Source organism: Planococcus shenhongbingii, from assembly GCF_030413635.1.
Taxonomy (GTDB): domain Bacteria; phylum Bacillota; class Bacilli; order Bacillales_A; family Planococcaceae; genus Planococcus; species Planococcus shenhongbingii.
Map to the genome: position 1 here is coordinate 2,025,250 of NZ_CP129235.1, position 16,410 is coordinate 2,041,659.

Consider the following 16,410-nt stretch of genomic DNA (forward strand, 5'->3'; position numbering starts at 1 on the left):
TTCAAATATCGTTGCTTCGCTTCATATCCCGTATTGCCTGCACGGATAACCGGACCAGTAGGATGACACATAAGAATAACCCGGTATAGGCGGCTGTGTTCAGGTAGACAGCATATGCCGCCTGGATAAACTGGGCAATGGCAAGCAACGCGGATGACACAAGGCCGAACGTGATCCCTGTCATCAATAAAATAAAGCGGGAAAATAATTGCGTGATAAAATTGGCATTTTTCCGGTCTGAAAAAACATCGTGATGCAAAATGATTTTTCCGCTTTCCACTCGTTCCACAAGACGGTCCAGCCGTTTCGGCAATTTGAGCATTTCCGGGATCAGCAAAGAAAGTTCGCTTTCCAGCCGTTCTTTGACGGCTTTCGGTTCTGTAAAAGGTTTTTTCAGGAAAGCGGTCTTATACTTTTGTGCAAAGACTTTGGCTTCCGTAAACATATCAAACGACGGGTCGATGGTATGCAATGTGCCATCCAACGTAATCAAGGAACGCAAAGCGGTTCCGACAGACGGATAAAACGACAGACCGAAATCCCGCACTAAGTCGAACAGCGAATGGATAAGTTCAGTAGTAGGAATCCGGTTGACAAACGAAATTTTTAATAAAATCTGCCCAATGGCTTGTTCAAATCTGTGTCGGTCAATGTGCTGAGAATCTTCGACCAGCAAAGTGACCGCGTCATATATGACACTGGCGTCCCCTTGCTCTACGCCGATAATGAACAGGCTAAGCCCTTCCTGCTGAGGAGCAGCTAAGCGGCCAACGGCACCGAAATCGAGCAAAATCGGCGACCCGTCCCGTTCATCGATAAAGATATTGCCGGGATGTGGATCTGCATGGAAAATACCCGAATCCAGCATCTGTTCGAAAAAAGAAAACAATACTGTCCGCGCAAAATCCTTCTGATTGATGCCAAATTGTTGAAACACAGCATTTCCTCGTGCAATGCTTTTGCCTTCCGCATACTCCATAACAATTAGGCTATCGTTGCTGTATTCTGTGTAAACGTGTGGAATTTTAACTTGATAAGGGCTATTTTCAAGTGCATTCGAGATTTGGATCATGTTGCGGGTTTCGATATTGAAATTGATTTCTTCGCGGAGCCCTGCAGCAAATCCGATGGCCAGTTCCCTGAAACCAAGATTTTCAGCCCATGTAGACCGGCTGGACACCCATTCTGCAAATTCGACCAGAATATTGAGGTCGTCCCGCATGATCCGTTTGATTTCCGGCCGCAGTAATTTCACGACGACATGGTGGTTGCCTTTTTTCAAGATGGCTTTATGGACTTGGCCGATAGATGCTGCGGCAATTGGTTCCATTTCAAAATGCGAAAAAACTTCATCCAGTTCATCAGACAGTGAATTCTGGAGGATGGTCTGCACTTGGATGCTCGACAGCGGTTTGACGTTTTGTTGAAGGGTTCCAAGCTCTTCGACAAACACAGGCGGAAACAATTCGGTGCGGGTGGACAGCACTTGGCCGAATTTGATGAAGATGCCGCCGCTTTGTTCCAGCGTATCACGGAACGCAATCGCCAACTCCCGGTCATTTTCCCGGTGCCTTGCGTATTTAAGGGCTCTGGAAATGCCGTTGCGGATGGCAATTTCCACGACTTGGCGTAGCCTTTTTTGCCGGCGCCAGCGATGCTGGAGGCGCCTGAAAATAAACTTTCTTCCGGTAATGCGTTCCCCTTTTGCGCCAAGTTCAATGGGATCAAACAGTTCAAATAACAGATACAACAGCATGGAAATAAGCAGGATGCTGCCAATCCATACAATCGTGCTGACGTCAGTGGCGGTGTTAAGGACACTTTCCGATAAGTAATCGGTATAACGCAAATAAGAATACCAGTAAACAAACGTTGTCAGCGATACCCCGAGGGCTACCGATAAAACGCGTTTTATAAAATTGACCTGTGCCCCCATCAGCCGTCCGCTGACAAAGTAAATAAAAACAGTGATAAGCAGTATTTCTAAAAGCAGGACTGCATAAACCAAGGTTTTGCCTCCTTTCTGCATCGAAATATTTACAATGATTAAGTTAAATATTTCATCTTTTTAGTATAGCAAATATAAAGCAATACGTTTTGCATGGACCTAGGCAATTATTAAATTTTAACAAACCGTCTTTGTTAAAACGAAAAAAGGACCCCAGCGGATCCTTTTTTGATTTTCAAGCAAGAATAGTTAATTCAATCCTGATGCTGCCTCGGTCAACTTCATTTCACCGTCAGTTCGAAATACGGCTCTTCTTGCTGGGTATCATCAAACCATCTCTTGTCAATAAACTGAAATCCCACTTTCTGCAGCAGTTTTAACGAGCGTTCATTGCCGGGAGCAGCAGAAGCGTAAATTGTTTCAACTTCGGAATGTCTTTTTGCCAATTCGATGCAGGCTTGGACCGCTTCAGTGGCATATCCTTTGCCCCAGCTGTCTTTTTCAAGATGGCACAGCAATTCCGCAGTGTTTTGGGCATCATTGATATTAAAGCCAGCAGCGCCAATCATATTTCCGGATGCTTTCTCAATAATGCCGTACACGGAGAGCCTTCTTTCCAAGTGACAGCGTTTATAGCCTTCCAGGACGCGTGGGAGAGCTTCCAGTGCAGTCGCTCCTCCTGACTCTTCCATAACTTCCGAATTGCCCCAGAAGCGCATTGCAGCGCTTAAATCGTCTTGAGACAATGTTCTTAAATGCATTCGTGGTGTTTCATATACTTTTTCCAATTCTTGTACCTCCAATAAGTGTATGGAATAGATGATGCTGAACCATCAAGTCTAAGCAGCTTGCCGGGTACGACACGAAATCACTGATTTGCGTGATTGCATGAGAAACTACATCTTTGATCGTATAGACGGTTTCCAGGCAAGCCATGTACCCGCCAATTTCGACTTCAGCGTCCAGCTGTTCCCGGAATTCTCACATCATTGCTTCAGTGGAGTGTTCACTCACGGTCCCATGTTCCACTTCCTGTCATTATCCGTTCAGTATGGAAGTTACAATGTGCTTAGAGTCCCATTCACCCTTAGAAAACTCGATGATAGGATAGCTCGTGGGAAATATCGTTTCATTGATTTCTCTTATAGATAAACCACTGTCATTCAAAGCATGCACTTTTGAACTGAGCTTTTCAAGATTGGCCATTTTTTTCGCTAGCATGTCTTTGCCATTTTCAAAATAACCGGAGTGAGCGCAAAACATCGATTTAAAATCAGATTGCAGCAATTGCCGAATCGAGTTCATGATGAGCGGAATCGATTCACTGTCCATAATGACTTTTGTTTTTGGTGAAACGAATAAGTCGCCGGTGAACAGCTGCCCGGTTTCTTCGTTCAGAAACGACACATGGTCTTCTGCGTGGCCTGGGGTATGTATCACTTTCCATTCACCATTGCGGGATTGAATGGTTTCATGGAGCGGCAGCGGAATGAAAGCTTTTCGCCCGCCCCAGGTTTGCTGCCGGTACGGCGGATAATCGCCTGGTTTTTCACACAGTGCTAGGCCTTTCGGGTGCCCATAAATTGGGGCTTTCAGATTTTCCTGAATCCAAGCTGCCATGCCGGTATGGTCTTCATGATTGTGCGTGAGCACCACTTGATCCAGTTCGTGCTGTTTATAAAAAGGGATCAGTTCTTGTCCGAGATTTTCCGGCCCTGTATCGACCAGCATGCCATCAACGAGGTAAACAAATACTTTTCGGCCGAAGTTTTCGATGGTGCCTTCAACGCAAATCACATTTTCTTTTTGATAAATGTCGATCATCTGAACGCCTTCTTTCATTTTAAGCTAGCATGATTTATGATTCTCTTTTCTTAAATTATTTTCCTGCCTTCTTGTATGTCTTCTTCCTGCAGCTTCATTTGTCCTCCCACTCTTCTTTTTGTTTTTCGTCGCTTTTCTTATTGCGTTTTTGCTTTTTTTATTATACCCTTATGTAGTTTTATACATTTATTACTATTCTCTTCTGTATTTCACCAAATAAAAAAAGAAGACCGAAGCCTTCTTAAGCGGCAAAGCTGAAAAATAGAATTGCCAGCACTATTGCAATAACAGCAATGACAACACCGATAATGAGTGACGGAATCATAATGGTAAAAAAGCCTTTCCAGCTGGAGATGCGATGTGCTTCTCCAATGGCTTTGCTGTTGATAAAGATACTCCAGATCGTTACAACCGTTATGAGGACGGAGCCGAAAATCGTCAGGATAAGCCCACCGCCATCACCTTGCATTCCGTCCGGCTGGGCAAAATACGTTTCCGGTGCCGCCAGCATCCAAATCAGATAAACAGGGATTAACCAAATTTGCGGAATCGTCGCTGCTCCAGTAGCTTTAAAAAGATCCTGGTAAGTACCGACCCCTTTGAATATCTTGCCGGCGACCAGATAAATTCCTGCCATGATGGCATAAATCAACAAAATAAAAATCGGGGCCGCAATGATGGAGCCAAGTATGATGCCCCATACCGGCATCAACTCATTTAGCTCAGTATTGAATGCCCCAACCAGACCGCTGCTAATGCCGGATAACAGCATTAGCAATATGACATAGCCCATTGATTTTTCCTCAATTAAATACCGCACCGTTTCTCTTGTTTTCAGCCAAATAGCTGTGAAAGGATTGACCTTTCCATAAACAGTTTTTTCTTTCAAATGCACCATCGTCTATTCCCCTCTCTCTTTAATCATTCATACGATTGAAATTCCCAAAAGTTTCAAACCGGTAAAATTCATTGGTATTTCATTTCTAAGAATTTTTTTAAAGCATATCGCCAATCGATGTCTTTCTGATTTCTCACATCAAACAGCAGTTCATGAAAAACCGGCTGCAAGCCGTAAAATGCTTGGACTCTTTTGAAAATCGCTTCAATCTTTTCTGTGCCTCTATAGTTTTCCAGTACTTGCTGCGTGAATGCCGGTCCGAAGTCCCAATAAATTCCTGCAAAATCAAAGGCCGGATCTCCGATTTGGGCATCCGTGAAATCAATGATGCCGGTAATCCTGTTTTCCGCACTTTTGAAAACGATATTGGAGGCGGTCAAGTCTCCATGGATTACTGTTGAGGAAATTGTTGAAGGATCTTGTTGGAATAAAAAGCGTTCGAACGTGTCTTGTATTTCGTATTGCGCTTCTTGTTCGATACACGGGAAAATTTCTTTCTGGACGTCGCAATAGAATGTTTCCCAATAAGCTGTGGTATGCTTTTTTTCCATATAATCTGGGATTTCCAGGCTATGTAATTGTGTTAAAAATTCCCCTATCAATTTGGCGTTTTCAAACGTTCCTGCTTTTTCGAACTTGATGCACATATCTCCTTCGATCAAGTCATAGCATCCACAAACCATTTTCTTGTCGTCTCCGTACAAAAGAGTGAGATTTGGTATGTTCAAAGGCAGCTGTTTCTGCTTCAATAAATCACAAAGCAATCTCGCTTCCATTTCCACTTTTTTAGCCACTTCTTTGTTTTTAGGAAACCGGAAAACCTTTTTGTTATTGATGAACACAATCTCGTTGTCTCATCCGGTTTTCTTTTCTTCTATTTTGCAAATTTCCATTTCAGGCATCGCTTGTTTGATGAATGTTATTTTCTTTTCCAGTTCCATCATCGCTGTCTCCTTTTTTGTTTGCATGGTTTTGATTTTTCTGAATTGCCCTTATGTAGTATTCTACATATATTAGCGAAAAAGCTATTTAGTTGATATTTTTTACTGTGGCCTTGCTTCATACGGTTCAATTTGCCCAATGATGCTTGCCGTTTCTGTTGAACCGATTTGCCTAAAAATTCCTTTTGAAATTTCTTCATGGCTCAACCAACTCGTTTCTCCTGCTTCGCCCATATAACCGAGAAAGATTTTTTGATAAGCGCAGTTTTCAGGTAGGTCAATTTCTGTATCGTGGAAATATCTCTTGCTCCCTTTTATATGCAGCAATTGAAAATGAGCGCTGCTTGCATTCAACTTGCAAATCCGCTCCAAAGCTTTGTGATTCGGTGTCCAGCTGATGATCAGATCCAGCATTCCCCGTTCATCAATCGCTCCTTGAACCAGTCTGAAAATCTTCTCTGAATCGTAATCAGCTTGTATCGGGAAAATCGCTTCTGGATGCTGTTCCATTAATGGCTTGAACTTATTCTTCGATCGGCCGATCACCGAAACGTTCCATTTTTTGGCTGCCAACGCTGTACAGACTCCTGACAGCATGCCGGTTCCGCCGTTTACAAGTGCGTGTGGAATAGGGTTCATCTTGTCACCTCCAATAATGCTGTGATGCCTTCCTGATTATTAAGGATAAACGTTTTCTCCTGATAGGGCTGCAGCTTTTGAATAAATACCGGTTTCATGGTCGTCTCGAAATACCGGTTCCAGCCGAATCTCTTATAAAAGATGCGCAGTGTCTGCCGGTAAGTGGCCGTCTCCAACTTCAATTTCTGCTTGATGAACCGTTTACTGATGCGACAAGTTCGGACATATGGGGGAATGTCGAGAAATATAATCTTATCCGCTCGTTTTAACCCTTTATCCGTCCTACCGATATAAACGCCTTCGATTACCCATTCAGGCAGTTGGACCGCTTGTTGAAATTGCTTGTTCCGCGCTTTTTCACTATTGCGCAAATCACTGATTGCTTGCCGCTCCCATACAAAATTATCTATTTCAAACCGAGGAATTCTAAGTTTTGCAGCTATGGTTTTCGCAAGCGTTGTTTTTCCGCTGCCAACTGAACCGTTTATGTATACCTTCACATTACACACATCTCTCTACGATTAATCTTCTTTCTATGACAGCAAAACACAATCCCGCAGGTCCAGGCGTGTTAATTTTTCAATGCTTGCTGTTCCACTTTTCCCATGAACTCATGGACAACTCTCATATTGCTTTTTTCACTGCCGAGCTTCAGCATGGCCCGGCCGACAAAGTTGATGCCTTTGTTTTGCCCTGAATAGGTAAATTTTGTCCGGTCCTTGCCGATTTTTTCTAAAGCAATAGCAAACGTCACTTGGAAGGCCCCTCCCAGAACAAAACTAGTCTTCTTGAACTTCTTATCGTCCCTGTCTTCGTAGGCGAGCGTCTCGACCACATAAGTCTCTGCACGTTTTCCTTCCCGGTAAGTCTGTTCATGCTTCGCCCCTACTTCATGTGGCTGCTTTTCAATCAATCGGTGCCGTTCCACTTTCGGCATGATTTTCTGAATGTTTTCATCGGCAAACAAGTTCCAGATCTTTTCTATATTGGCATCAATTATTTTTTCTTCGCTCCAAGTAATCATTCCGCTTCATCCTTTCCGCTTGCTAAAAATTCATCCATTTCCTTGACAAGCGGTTGCAGGTCTTCGATTTGTCCCAGCAGGTTCTTCCGCTTTTTCAAAAGCAGCGTTTCCAGATTAAGAAATGATTCATCTCCCTTCACCCGCTTCATTTCTTGGATGCTGAGCCCGAAGCCTCTCAGCTGGATCAATAAAACCGCTAAGAAGTAACCGCTATCGTCATAATAACGGTATTTATTCACCGGAACAATAAAAGAAGGTTCCAACAGCTCCGCTTCTGTATAATAACGCAGCGTTTCTTTTGATAATCCGCTGATGTTCGAAAACTCGCTGATTATATACATCCAATTGTCGATTGAGAATAAAATTGTTTAACTTTTGCTCTTTTTCAAAGTAAAGTTGTTTAAAAAGATAATCATCTAAAACACAAGTTGTTAACATGGATTAATAAAACATAAAAAAATCGATCAGGTTAAACACAACCTGATCGATTTTTTATTAAACTCCTTCTATAATATATTTCAACATTGAACAAGGTATTCCCGCCTTCTCATATTTCAGAAGCCCGACTGTACTCTTCTCGCTTTCATCTAATTTCCATTAGAAGAATGCCGATATGCCTTTCGAAATAAATAGCGCACTTTTGCGAATTTCTTCAGTGAACTTTAATCAACTGTTCGAGTATTTTACGAATTAGCTCAGTTAAAGAAACAGTGTCTTCCCAAGGCGGTGCACCCTTAACTCTGACCGTTTTATATGGGTTCCTTCTTTCTGTATTTTGCTCCCATTTAAAGCTTCGGCTCATTCGACACCTGTGAAACCGTTTGAGCCTCATCGAAGCATAACGGCTGTTCTATTCATACCGATCGATAACGGAACTGATATCACCGAATCCTAAAAAATACCATGCTGCCCAATCTTCCTCCGTCAGCCCTTCCGCCTCCAGGTAAGTGAAAAAATAGTCCATGGCGACACCGTTGGAATCAGACGCCTTTTGCAAGGAAACACTGGCTTCTTCCAAGCTGGCGGCAAAGGCTTCATCGGATGGACCGTCCCCTCTTTTAAGAAGTGCCCTTTCAAGGATAGCGGATGCTTCGCCCTGCCACTTCAATGCCTCGCGGAAGTTCTCTTGGAATCCGATGAGATGAGCCGCATTCTCACCAAGCAGTGTGAAATCCCAATCCGCCGCAATCTGGTCAAGGGCTAATCGGTAGCCCTGACCCATCCGTAACAGGGCAATCGGGTCGTCCGTACGTTCTGACCCGAATCCCGTGATGATCGGCACGATGTAGAAGATTTGGGTCATCTCGTCTTCGTTGACAGCATAGGTGAGGTCGTTGATGAAGTAGATCAGGAAATGCTCCCTGTCCGTCAGTTGTTTCGGTACATTGGGTTCTGGCGGGTTCTGGCTCGCATCATCAAATTCAGGGAAACTGTCATATAGGGCGATCAGGCTGTCGTTGAGTCCGTCGATATGGGTGTCGGATGCTGCCATCAACTTGTTGAATTTCTCGACTCTTCGGTCCACCTCGTCATGCGTGGTAGTGCCATCTCCTTCCATCAGCCCCTCATGCAACACGAAAAGGGCGTCCGACCGAAGCGTAAGGGCTTGATACAGGTCATCCCCCGCTGCGTAAAGAAGCTTGCGGCGTTCGATTGAACCCGTGAACGTCATGGACAGCAGTTCGGTACGAATTTGCTTGTAGTCAGTGACCAGACCCAGTACATCCTCTGTTACGTCCTCGCCGTTGGTCGTCCCCCAGAGTTCATCCCTTCTTTCATCCAATCCATTCAGTCGGTCCAAGAGCCCCACTAGTTCAGGTTCGATATACGCAGTGAAATAATCGTAATCGGTGACCTTCTCCCAATCGGCAGATGCATGGTCGTCATTCCCTGGCATGGTGACCATCGGGGCAGAACTGCGTGTTGGCATTCCCGCATTATCATGGAGATTCATATTTTGCGCATTCGATTCGTTTTCATTTGGCAGGCTGGTTGACGCAAGGGGCATCTGTGCACTCCATCCACCCCCTGCCACCAAGGTCGTAAGTGCAATAGTAGCGATCCGTCTGAATACTTTGTTCGTTGATGAAGAAGTCATGGTGACTCACTCCGTTCGTTGGTTGAAATTTGTCCTTTTTCTCATTTGACTGGCAAAGGATTCTCTATTCACCTGTATCTGCAACTGCACTGTACGCATCATAGTCCAAGTCATGCCAAAATCTGTAAATCCTTCTGCCTCCATGTAACCGTATAGTTTGCTGATGGCAGCGTTTTTCCGCTCTAAAGCGTAACTGAGCGTAGTCCAACGCAATTTGTTCCATCGAATCGAATTCTGAAAATTTTCTCTTGCCCTCCCAGACAGCCACCCAATTCTCTTCCCAAAGCGTGTTAAAGGATTCAAAGAGCGCAAAATGTTTGGTATTTTCCGTTGTGTCCCCCTCGAATGGCAGGCTGTACAGGCGGTCTCATAGTCTTCCGAAATCTAAGATGAATAAGGCGATGCAAGCCATCTTTTCCTCTGCATTAACCGCCTGTTTCATATTGGCGGTGTAGGTGTCTTAGCCAACATTGTAATTACCAAGACAACAGCCCGTTATATCTGGCTAAACTTAAGATAAAACAACACGGCAAGTACACATATGACCGTTTTACCGAGTCTTGAATTACTGGACATGCTTTCCCTTCTTCTTGTTCGGGTTATCGGATGAATGTGGCGGTGCAATCTAATTGACTGGAAATCGGCTCGAAATAACTTCATTGATTGGCGAAACTCCTAGTGTGTTTTGTGAATCCTCTTCTCCACAGACAACCTTTCCTTCTTATAGGTAATACGGTGTTCCAGGGGTACCTCCAGTTATCCCTGACTTTCCCATGGAACTTTGTAGAAGACTATATGTATTTTGACACCTTCATTATATTCTTAGCAGACGCTTTAGAGCAACATAAAATTTCAGAATATTCTATACTATTTAACAAAAACATCAAATAGATTCAAAAAAAACTTTAAAATCATTGTTTTTTGAGAGTATAAAGATATACCTAACTGGTGTTTTTTACTAGGCTGACCGCGAGTTAAAAAATCGTTTCTATTTTGACTTACAGGTATTGAAAAAGATGGCTACCGATAGGTTCATTTCTGTTTCAATCAACACTTATTTTTAGCCAAGTGGTGCACCACCCAGTCAATAGCGCAATGAAAAATCCGGCAGCCGCTTTACAGCAGATGCCGGACTCGTCAATCAGGTCTATTATTTGGTTGCTTCGGTTTCGACTCGGTCCATAAATGCCTGAACTGTTTCGTTGCGCTTCGCTTTGCTTCCGGAAAGCAGCATCGCTTTAGCGGTTAAAGTCAGTCCTTTTTGGGTTCCTTCATAAATAAAAAGCGTTTCTTCTTCAGATACTTTTTCGAGTGTATAGTAATATGCCACTTGGAACAGCTGGCTCATGGTAAAGCTTGTATGCCGGTATTTTCGTTCCGGTAAATCTTCGTAGGCGATCGTTTCAACGATATAATTCTGCAATTGCTTGCCTTCGTAATAACTCTGGGCATGTTTGGCACCGGCTTCGTCGTCATTGTTCTCTAGTAAAATATGGTCTTCTATTTTCGGCATGAGCCGTTTGATGTTTTTATCCGAGAACAGGTTCCAGACCGTTTCAATATTTGCCGGAATGACCCGTTGTTCTTTCCATTTGACCATCGTTTCCTCTCCTCACTGATTCGGCAGCTGTTTTTCAATACCCCTATCGTATCATATTCCAATACGAAAAAAGGTACCGGAAACTAGTGGTTGCCGGTACCTGGTCGGTTTTTAGAATGGATTCGTTGCCCACTGGCTGGATGTCGGGATAAAGATCCGCGGATGCAATTTTAACTGGGCGACCATGTATTCTGCAATATCTTCCGGCTGCATAAATTTCTCTTTGCTGTTCTCCGGTTCTTGTCCGCTGCCGAAATTGGTGATGACGCGGCTCGGCGTCAAAGCGGATACCCGGATATTGTGTTTGCGCACTTCCTGGGACAAAGCTTCGGTCATGCCGAGGACGCCGAATTTCGAAGCGCTGTAGGCACTTGACCCTGCTGTCCCTTTCAACCCGGACATCGAAGAGATATTGATGATGTCGCCGCGTTTTTTGTCAATCAACTGGGGCAAGACGGCGCGCGTCACGTAATACATGCCAAGCAAATTGACGTCAATGGTCTTTTTCCATTCAGCAGGGTCGATGTCGAGGAAGGGGCCGAAACTGCCAATTCCAGCGTTATTGATGAGAATATCGGCAGTCCCCAGCGACTCGGTTAAAGATGCGACTGCGTTTTCCACTTGTTCCATCGAAGACACATCAGCTGTAGCAAACGACGCTTTTACACCCATAGCCTGCACTTCTTCCGCTACTTTCTGCAGATCACTTTCAGTGCGGGCAATCAGTCCGACGTCAACTCCTTCGTTAGCCAATGCCAAAGCAGTTGCCCGGCCAATGCCTTTCCCTGCTCCTGTAATAAATGCGATTTTCCCTTTTAATGATTGTGCCATGTACTATTCCGCCTTTCGTTTTTCAAATACTGCATAATCCTTTCATTCCCTTTTTCTTACTGGCTACACATGATCTGCGGTACGGATTGATAAAAAAAGAAAACCGCCCGGTGCATCAACACCGAGCGGCAAAGCAGCGATTGAAAGGTCCCGTCAAGGGAGACCGGCTTACAGGATTTTTTATCGGATAATCCGCAGAGTTAGCTCAAGGGCGGGTTATTTTTTGTTTGATGCCGTTGCGACAAGCCTTAAGCCTGGACAATCATCCTTTCACATCCAGAATAAATGAAGTCAGTTCCTTGATCTTACCGGATCCTTCATTTTCCAGTTCATAGATATCGCAGTAAGTATAAATTTTTTCATCTCCCGCTTCCGTATTGGTATGCATTTTCCCTTTCAATGCGACGGCATTTCCGCTGGCAATCAAATTTTCGATGGTTAAAACAACTGTAGTGTCGTTGCCCATGCCCATTTCCTTGACACAGTTGATGAATTCCTCTCGGCCGACTGACTTATTGCCATACATCATCCACACCACATCTTCCGCCACGTGGTCTGCCAAAAAATTGATATCCCCTTCGATAAAAGCCCGGTTCACTTTTTCAAAAAACTGCTGATTGGTTACGACTGACATATAAAGTTCTCCTTTCAATCTTTTTTCTTCTCGGCCCATTTAAGGTACACTAAAGATTCAATAACTGATGGAGGAACGTTTATGAAAACTTCGACGGTCTTAATTATTACCCTTGGCTTCATGCATATCTTGACGCTGATCAACATCCTATTGTTTGAAGGCATGTTCGACGATATTGTCTTTTTCTTCAATACCGCCTTTTTCTTTTTTGCTTTAGCTTTCTATTCGTGGCGAAAAGGAAAACCTGCGAACAACCAAAACGATTAATCACTCAAATGAAATCATGCAGATGATTTCATTTTTTGTTTGCAAATTTGATGGCTTTAACTTGCTACCACCTCCTTGCCTTAACCATTTCAAGAGTTTCGGAAAAATTTATTGTGAAGATTCATATTACTGCAGTTTTTTTCGGACAGACAGCTGCTTCCGTTTTTTCTTCTCTGATACCAGCGGCTTTGGCGCTGGATTGAAATTGTCATCGTAAAGGCCGGTATAGGTCCGGTACCAAATAAACAAATGGACAAACACGACTTTGCAGACGGCGAATACCGGTATTCCCAACACGACGCCGGCAATGCCGAATAATTGGCCCGCTGTCAGCAAAACAGCAATGATGGTCACCGGATGGATATTCAAATTGCTTCCGAGAATCAGCGGCTGGATGATCCGGCCTTCGAGTGTTTGTTCGATGAAAAACACAACCAGCACTTTTGCCAGCATAAGCGGCGGATGGGCCACGAGGGCCACGATGACAATAGGAATAAATGCAATAAAAGAACCCAGAAAAGGAATAAGGTTTAACGCCCCCGCCATGATGGCAAGAATCAGTCCATATTCAAGGCCGATAATCGTAAAACCGATAAAGAACATCAGTCCGACAAAAAATGCGACGAGCAGCTGGCCGCGTATATACTGGCTGATTTGCAAATTCATTTCTTTCAACAAGACATAGGTTTTTTCACGCATGCGAGAAGGCACTAAGTTCATAATATGATAAGGCAGATTATGGCCGTCTTTTAACAGATAAAACAAAATGATCGGTGTTGTAATCAGCGCTAGAACCGTATTTGTAACGACACCCACGACACTGCCGATGCCTGTGACTGTCGTATCGACCACTTCATCCGTTTGATCGGTGATGGAGGTTGTAAGGCCATCCGCATCTCCTGTCAATCGGCTTTGCAGCTGGGACAAGACATCACTTCGGAGCAAAGAATCGATTTGGATCACTAAACTGTCGATATAAGCCGGCAAATTGGCAAGCAGGCTTTCAAATTGTTCCCGCAGGATCGGGATGAGGATGGTCACCCCCCAAATGATCAATCCGAGCAACAAGCCAAATACCATAATGATGCTGCTTACCCGGGGGATGTTTTTCTTTTCCATCCAATCAATCAGCGGATTCAGCAAATAATAAAGAACGCCGGACATGACGATCGGCAGTCCCATCACTTTAAAAAAACCTTGAATTGGCCAGAACAGAAATGTAATCCGGGACAATAGATAAAGATTCAAAAAAACCAATAACACGACCAATAAGATCGCAACCAGTTTATTATTCAAAAACCATCTTCCAAACCACGTGGCGACTGTCCGCATATTCAATTTTTCTTTTTCGGGCTCCATCCTGCTATCCTCCTTCTCCCAAAGTCTGAACGGCTAGAGCAGCATCAACGTAAAAAAACAGCCAGACCGCAATCAATGAAGAAGGCAATTTGGCTACTTTCCGGCAACAGATAAGAATCTTCCTAATAACGGAAGAATTTGTTAAGTGGTATTAATAGAGTTCCCTTTTTTACTTAAAATTATTCCTTAAATCGCAAATTCAGCGCATTTAATAATTCTTACTCCCATAAGGGAAAATGTGTTTTTCTGCCGGCATAGGGCGGCTGAAATAATAGCCTTGGCCTTCGTCGCATAATTCATCCCGGAGATACCCGAGCTGCCCTTCGTTTTCAATGCCTTCCGCTATCACGCCGATATTCAATTTGTGCGCTAAAGCGATGATGGAGGAGGTGATGGCTTTGCCGTTCAAATCGCTTTCAATATCTTCTATAAAACTGCGATCAATCTTTACCCGGTCAAAAGCAAACTGGCGAAGATAGCTTAACGATGTATAGCCTGTGCCGAAATCATCAATTGACATGGAGATGCCGAGTTTTTTTAACTGCCGCAAACTGTCTTTCACGACTTCTGTATTTTCCATCAAGATGCTTTCAGTAACTTCCAGTTCCAGCCATTGCGGAGCAAGTTCTGTTTTATGGAGAATGGCTTTGACTGCATCCACAAAATCCGGTCGCTTCAACTGGATCGTAGAAATATTGACGCAGACTTTAAACGGAGGATGTCCTGCGTTTTGCCATTCCTTATTTTGCCTGCAAGCCGTTTCAAGCACCCACTTGCCAATCGAAATTATTTGTCCGCTTTCCTCGGATATCGGGATGAAGTTATCGGGCGGAATCACTCCCAGAGTGGGATGGGTCCAGCGCAGCAAAGCTTCCATGCCATTCAGCTGCTCCGTTTTCAAACTGACAATCGGCTGATAAAACAGCTCAAATTCGTTGTTTTCAATGGCAGATTTTAAATCTTTTTCAACAGCCACTTTAAAAATTGTTTTAAAATCAAGTTCTTTTGAATAAATGGTGAAATTATTGGAGCCTTGTTTCTTCGTGTAGTACATCGCAGTATCCGCTTTTTTGATTAAATCGAAAGCCGTTTCATGTTGATTGTCTATAAACGCAATGCCGATACTGCCGGAAATGGTCACGGAATGGCCAGACACGTTAAATGGTTCTCTCATCGAGGCAATCAGCCGCTTTGCAATTCCCGCCGCTTCCTGCGGTTCCGTTGTCGGCAAAAGGACCGCAAATTCATCGCCTGCAATTCGGGCCACTGTATCGCCTTTACGCAGATTTTCCACTAAGCGCTGAGCGACTAAGATCAAGAATTCATCACCTAGGGAATGGCCCAAAGAATCATTGATGAACTTAAAGCGGTCCAGGTCCAAGAAAAGGACTGCAGGCTTACAGTCACTGATTTTCGCCATTTCCACTACTTGCTGCAGGCGGTCTTCAAACAGCCTCCGGTTCGGCAGTTTCGTCAAAGAGTCATAAAACGCCAAGTCTTCCATTTGTTTTTTATAGAGCAGCTTTTCTGTAATGTTTTTGGCAATGCCGTAAGCCCCGACAATTTTACCATCTTGCTTCTTGGGAAAGTTCGTGACTTCCAAATGCAAAGGTGTTCTGTCTTTATGGTAAATTGAAATTTCATAGCTATTGGTAAAGCCCTGTAAAGCTTGTTCAAAATAATCCATCGTTTTCGGCAAATGTTCGGGCAGCAGTAACGGTGTAAAGGACATTTCCAATAATTCTTCAGCAGTGTAACCGGTCAAAGTTTCACAGCTTGGATTGACATCAACGAATTTCCCGAAAAGATCAAAGGTAAAAATAGCATCCGGATTCGTATAAAAAAGAGAATGGAAGCGTTCATTGTTCTCTTTCAGCAACTGGTTCACCATTACTTCTTCCGTGACATCAATAACGGTTCCCGCCATAACGGCAACGTTATTGATTATCGATTTGGTGGAATGGATTTCGGTATAAGCCAACGACCCGTCTTTTTTCACGATTCGGACGCGGTAGCGGGATTTTGCATCTTTATTTTCCAGTCGATTATGGATAATCTCCATGACAATAGCCAAATCTTCGGGATGGATCAGCATTGCCAATGCCTGAGGGTTATTCAGAATTTCTTCTTTGGTATACCCGGAAAAGTCGCTGAACCGTTTGTTGATATAACTGTAAACTCCGTCTCTTAAAACATACATGCAGACTGCGGCTTCTTCCACTAAACTAGAAAACATCTCCAGTAAGAAATCCGGATTATCTCCGCTAATGATAGAGTTTCGAATATTGTTTTCTATGTTGTCCAATCCATCACTCCTCACTAAGGACGAAAGGCCGTATATCTTTCT

The 16,410-nt window shown here is 43.8% G+C and carries 17 protein-coding genes; 1 reads left to right on the forward strand and 16 read right to left on the reverse strand.

The window, feature by feature from the left end; all coding sequences use genetic code 11:
• Window position 1: 1 nt before the first annotated feature.
• The 14 genes from QWY16_RS10010 to QWY16_RS10075 form a co-directional block, all read right to left on the reverse strand.
• Entirely contained in the window at window positions 2–2,008 is a 2,007-nt protein-coding gene (locus tag QWY16_RS10010) for an ABC1 kinase family protein (protein WP_300989050.1), read from the reverse strand.
• Between the two features lie 221 nt (window positions 2,009–2,229).
• Window positions 2,230–2,736 carry a GNAT family N-acetyltransferase gene (locus QWY16_RS10015; RefSeq protein ID WP_300989052.1) on the reverse strand — a complete coding sequence of 169 codons (507 nt, stop codon included), beginning with the start codon at window positions 2,734–2,736 and terminating at the stop codon, window positions 2,230–2,232.
• A complete protein-coding gene (locus QWY16_RS10020) occupies window positions 2,720–2,884 on the reverse strand; it encodes a hypothetical protein (RefSeq protein ID WP_300989054.1) in 165 nt (54 codons plus the stop codon). Before QWY16_RS10020 ends, QWY16_RS10015 begins: the two co-directional genes overlap by 17 nt.
• Before the next feature lie 102 nt (window positions 2,885–2,986).
• Window positions 2,987–3,772 carry an MBL fold metallo-hydrolase gene (locus QWY16_RS10025; RefSeq protein WP_300989055.1) on the reverse strand — a complete coding sequence of 262 codons (786 nt, stop codon included), beginning with the start codon at window positions 3,770–3,772 and terminating at the stop codon, window positions 2,987–2,989.
• 241 nt (window positions 3,773–4,013) lie between these two features.
• The gene (locus QWY16_RS10030) at window positions 4,014–4,670 is read right to left on the reverse strand and encodes a YIP1 family protein (RefSeq protein WP_300989057.1); all 657 of its coding nucleotides are present in this window, start codon (window positions 4,668–4,670) and stop codon (window positions 4,014–4,016) included.
• A gap of 68 nt (window positions 4,671–4,738) precedes the next feature.
• Window positions 4,739–5,512, reverse strand: a complete 774-nt coding sequence (locus tag QWY16_RS10035; RefSeq protein WP_300989059.1) for an aminoglycoside phosphotransferase family protein — start codon at window positions 5,510–5,512, stop codon at window positions 4,739–4,741.
• 201 nt (window positions 5,513–5,713) lie between these two features.
• The gene (locus QWY16_RS10040) at window positions 5,714–6,250 is read right to left on the reverse strand and encodes a Rossmann-fold NAD(P)-binding domain-containing protein (RefSeq protein WP_300989061.1); all 537 of its coding nucleotides are present in this window, start codon (window positions 6,248–6,250) and stop codon (window positions 5,714–5,716) included.
• Window positions 6,247–6,750, reverse strand: coding sequence for a P-loop NTPase family protein (locus QWY16_RS10045; RefSeq protein ID WP_300989063.1), 504 nt, complete (start codon window positions 6,748–6,750; stop codon window positions 6,247–6,249). The genes QWY16_RS10040 and QWY16_RS10045 overlap by 4 nt, the downstream gene beginning before the upstream one ends.
• Before the next feature lie 71 nt (window positions 6,751–6,821).
• Window positions 6,822–7,274, reverse strand: a complete 453-nt coding sequence (locus QWY16_RS10050; protein ID WP_300989065.1) for an SRPBCC family protein — start codon at window positions 7,272–7,274, stop codon at window positions 6,822–6,824.
• Window positions 7,271–7,615 carry a MerR family transcriptional regulator gene (locus QWY16_RS10055; protein WP_300989067.1) on the reverse strand — a complete coding sequence of 115 codons (345 nt, stop codon included), beginning with the start codon at window positions 7,613–7,615 and terminating at the stop codon, window positions 7,271–7,273. The genes QWY16_RS10050 and QWY16_RS10055 overlap by 4 nt, the downstream gene beginning before the upstream one ends.
• A gap of 509 nt (window positions 7,616–8,124) precedes the next feature.
• On the reverse strand, window positions 8,125–9,372 hold the full coding sequence (locus QWY16_RS10060) for a hypothetical protein (protein ID WP_300989069.1): 1,248 nt from the start codon (window positions 9,370–9,372) through the stop codon (window positions 8,125–8,127).
• 1,150 nt (window positions 9,373–10,522) lie between these two features.
• Window positions 10,523–10,972 (reverse strand): SRPBCC family protein, encoded by a 450-nt coding sequence (locus tag QWY16_RS10065; RefSeq protein WP_300989071.1) that lies wholly within the window; start codon window positions 10,970–10,972, stop codon window positions 10,523–10,525.
• A 111-nt stretch (window positions 10,973–11,083) separates the two neighbouring features.
• Window positions 11,084–11,803, reverse strand: a complete 720-nt coding sequence (locus QWY16_RS10070) for a 3-ketoacyl-ACP reductase (protein WP_300989073.1) — start codon at window positions 11,801–11,803, stop codon at window positions 11,084–11,086.
• A 262-nt stretch (window positions 11,804–12,065) separates the two neighbouring features.
• A complete protein-coding gene (locus QWY16_RS10075) occupies window positions 12,066–12,437 on the reverse strand; it encodes a nuclear transport factor 2 family protein (protein WP_300989075.1) in 372 nt (123 codons plus the stop codon).
• A gap of 81 nt (window positions 12,438–12,518) precedes the next feature.
• Here QWY16_RS10075 and QWY16_RS10080 point away from each other — a divergent pair, with 81 nt between their 5' ends.
• Window positions 12,519–12,704, forward strand: coding sequence for a hypothetical protein (locus QWY16_RS10080; RefSeq protein ID WP_300989077.1), 186 nt, complete (start codon window positions 12,519–12,521; stop codon window positions 12,702–12,704).
• A gap of 126 nt (window positions 12,705–12,830) precedes the next feature.
• Here the strand turns inward: QWY16_RS10080 and QWY16_RS10085 are convergent, their stop codons facing one another.
• Window positions 12,831–14,063: an AI-2E family transporter gene (locus tag QWY16_RS10085; protein WP_300989079.1), complete on the reverse strand. Its 1,233-nt coding sequence runs from the start codon at window positions 14,061–14,063 to the stop codon at window positions 12,831–12,833.
• A 208-nt stretch (window positions 14,064–14,271) separates the two neighbouring features.
• The gene (locus QWY16_RS10090; protein WP_300989081.1) at window positions 14,272–16,368 is read right to left on the reverse strand and encodes a sensor domain-containing protein; all 2,097 of its coding nucleotides are present in this window, start codon (window positions 16,366–16,368) and stop codon (window positions 14,272–14,274) included.
• Window positions 16,369–16,410 lie beyond the last annotated feature (42 nt).

Coding starts and splice junctions, on each gene's coding strand:
- QWY16_RS10065 (WP_300989071.1), bottom strand. CDS start 10,972: ATGGTCAAATGGAAAGAACAACGGGTCATTCCGGCAAATATTGAAACG.
- QWY16_RS10055 (WP_300989067.1), bottom strand. CDS start 7,615: ATGTATATAATCAGCGAGTTTTCGAACATCAGCGGATTATCAAAAGAA.
- QWY16_RS10085 (WP_300989079.1), bottom strand. CDS start 14,063: ATGGAGCCCGAAAAAGAAAAATTGAATATGCGGACAGTCGCCACGTGG.
- QWY16_RS10070 (WP_300989073.1), bottom strand. CDS start 11,803: ATGGCACAATCATTAAAAGGGAAAATCGCATTTATTACAGGAGCAGGG.
- QWY16_RS10080 (WP_300989077.1), top strand. CDS start 12,519: ATGAAAACTTCGACGGTCTTAATTATTACCCTTGGCTTCATGCATATC.
- QWY16_RS10040 (WP_300989061.1), bottom strand. CDS start 6,250: ATGAACCCTATTCCACACGCACTTGTAAACGGCGGAACCGGCATGCTG.
- QWY16_RS10030 (WP_300989057.1), bottom strand. CDS start 4,670: ATGGTGCATTTGAAAGAAAAAACTGTTTATGGAAAGGTCAATCCTTTC.
- QWY16_RS10060 (WP_300989069.1), bottom strand. CDS start 9,372: ATGACTTCTTCATCAACGAACAAAGTATTCAGACGGATCGCTACTATT.
- QWY16_RS10075 (WP_300989075.1), bottom strand. CDS start 12,437: ATGTCAGTCGTAACCAATCAGCAGTTTTTTGAAAAAGTGAACCGGGCT.
- QWY16_RS10050 (WP_300989065.1), bottom strand. CDS start 7,274: ATGATTACTTGGAGCGAAGAAAAAATAATTGATGCCAATATAGAAAAG.
- QWY16_RS10025 (WP_300989055.1), bottom strand. CDS start 3,772: ATGATCGACATTTATCAAAAAGAAAATGTGATTTGCGTTGAAGGCACC.
- QWY16_RS10020 (WP_300989054.1), bottom strand. CDS start 2,884: ATGGCTTGCCTGGAAACCGTCTATACGATCAAAGATGTAGTTTCTCAT.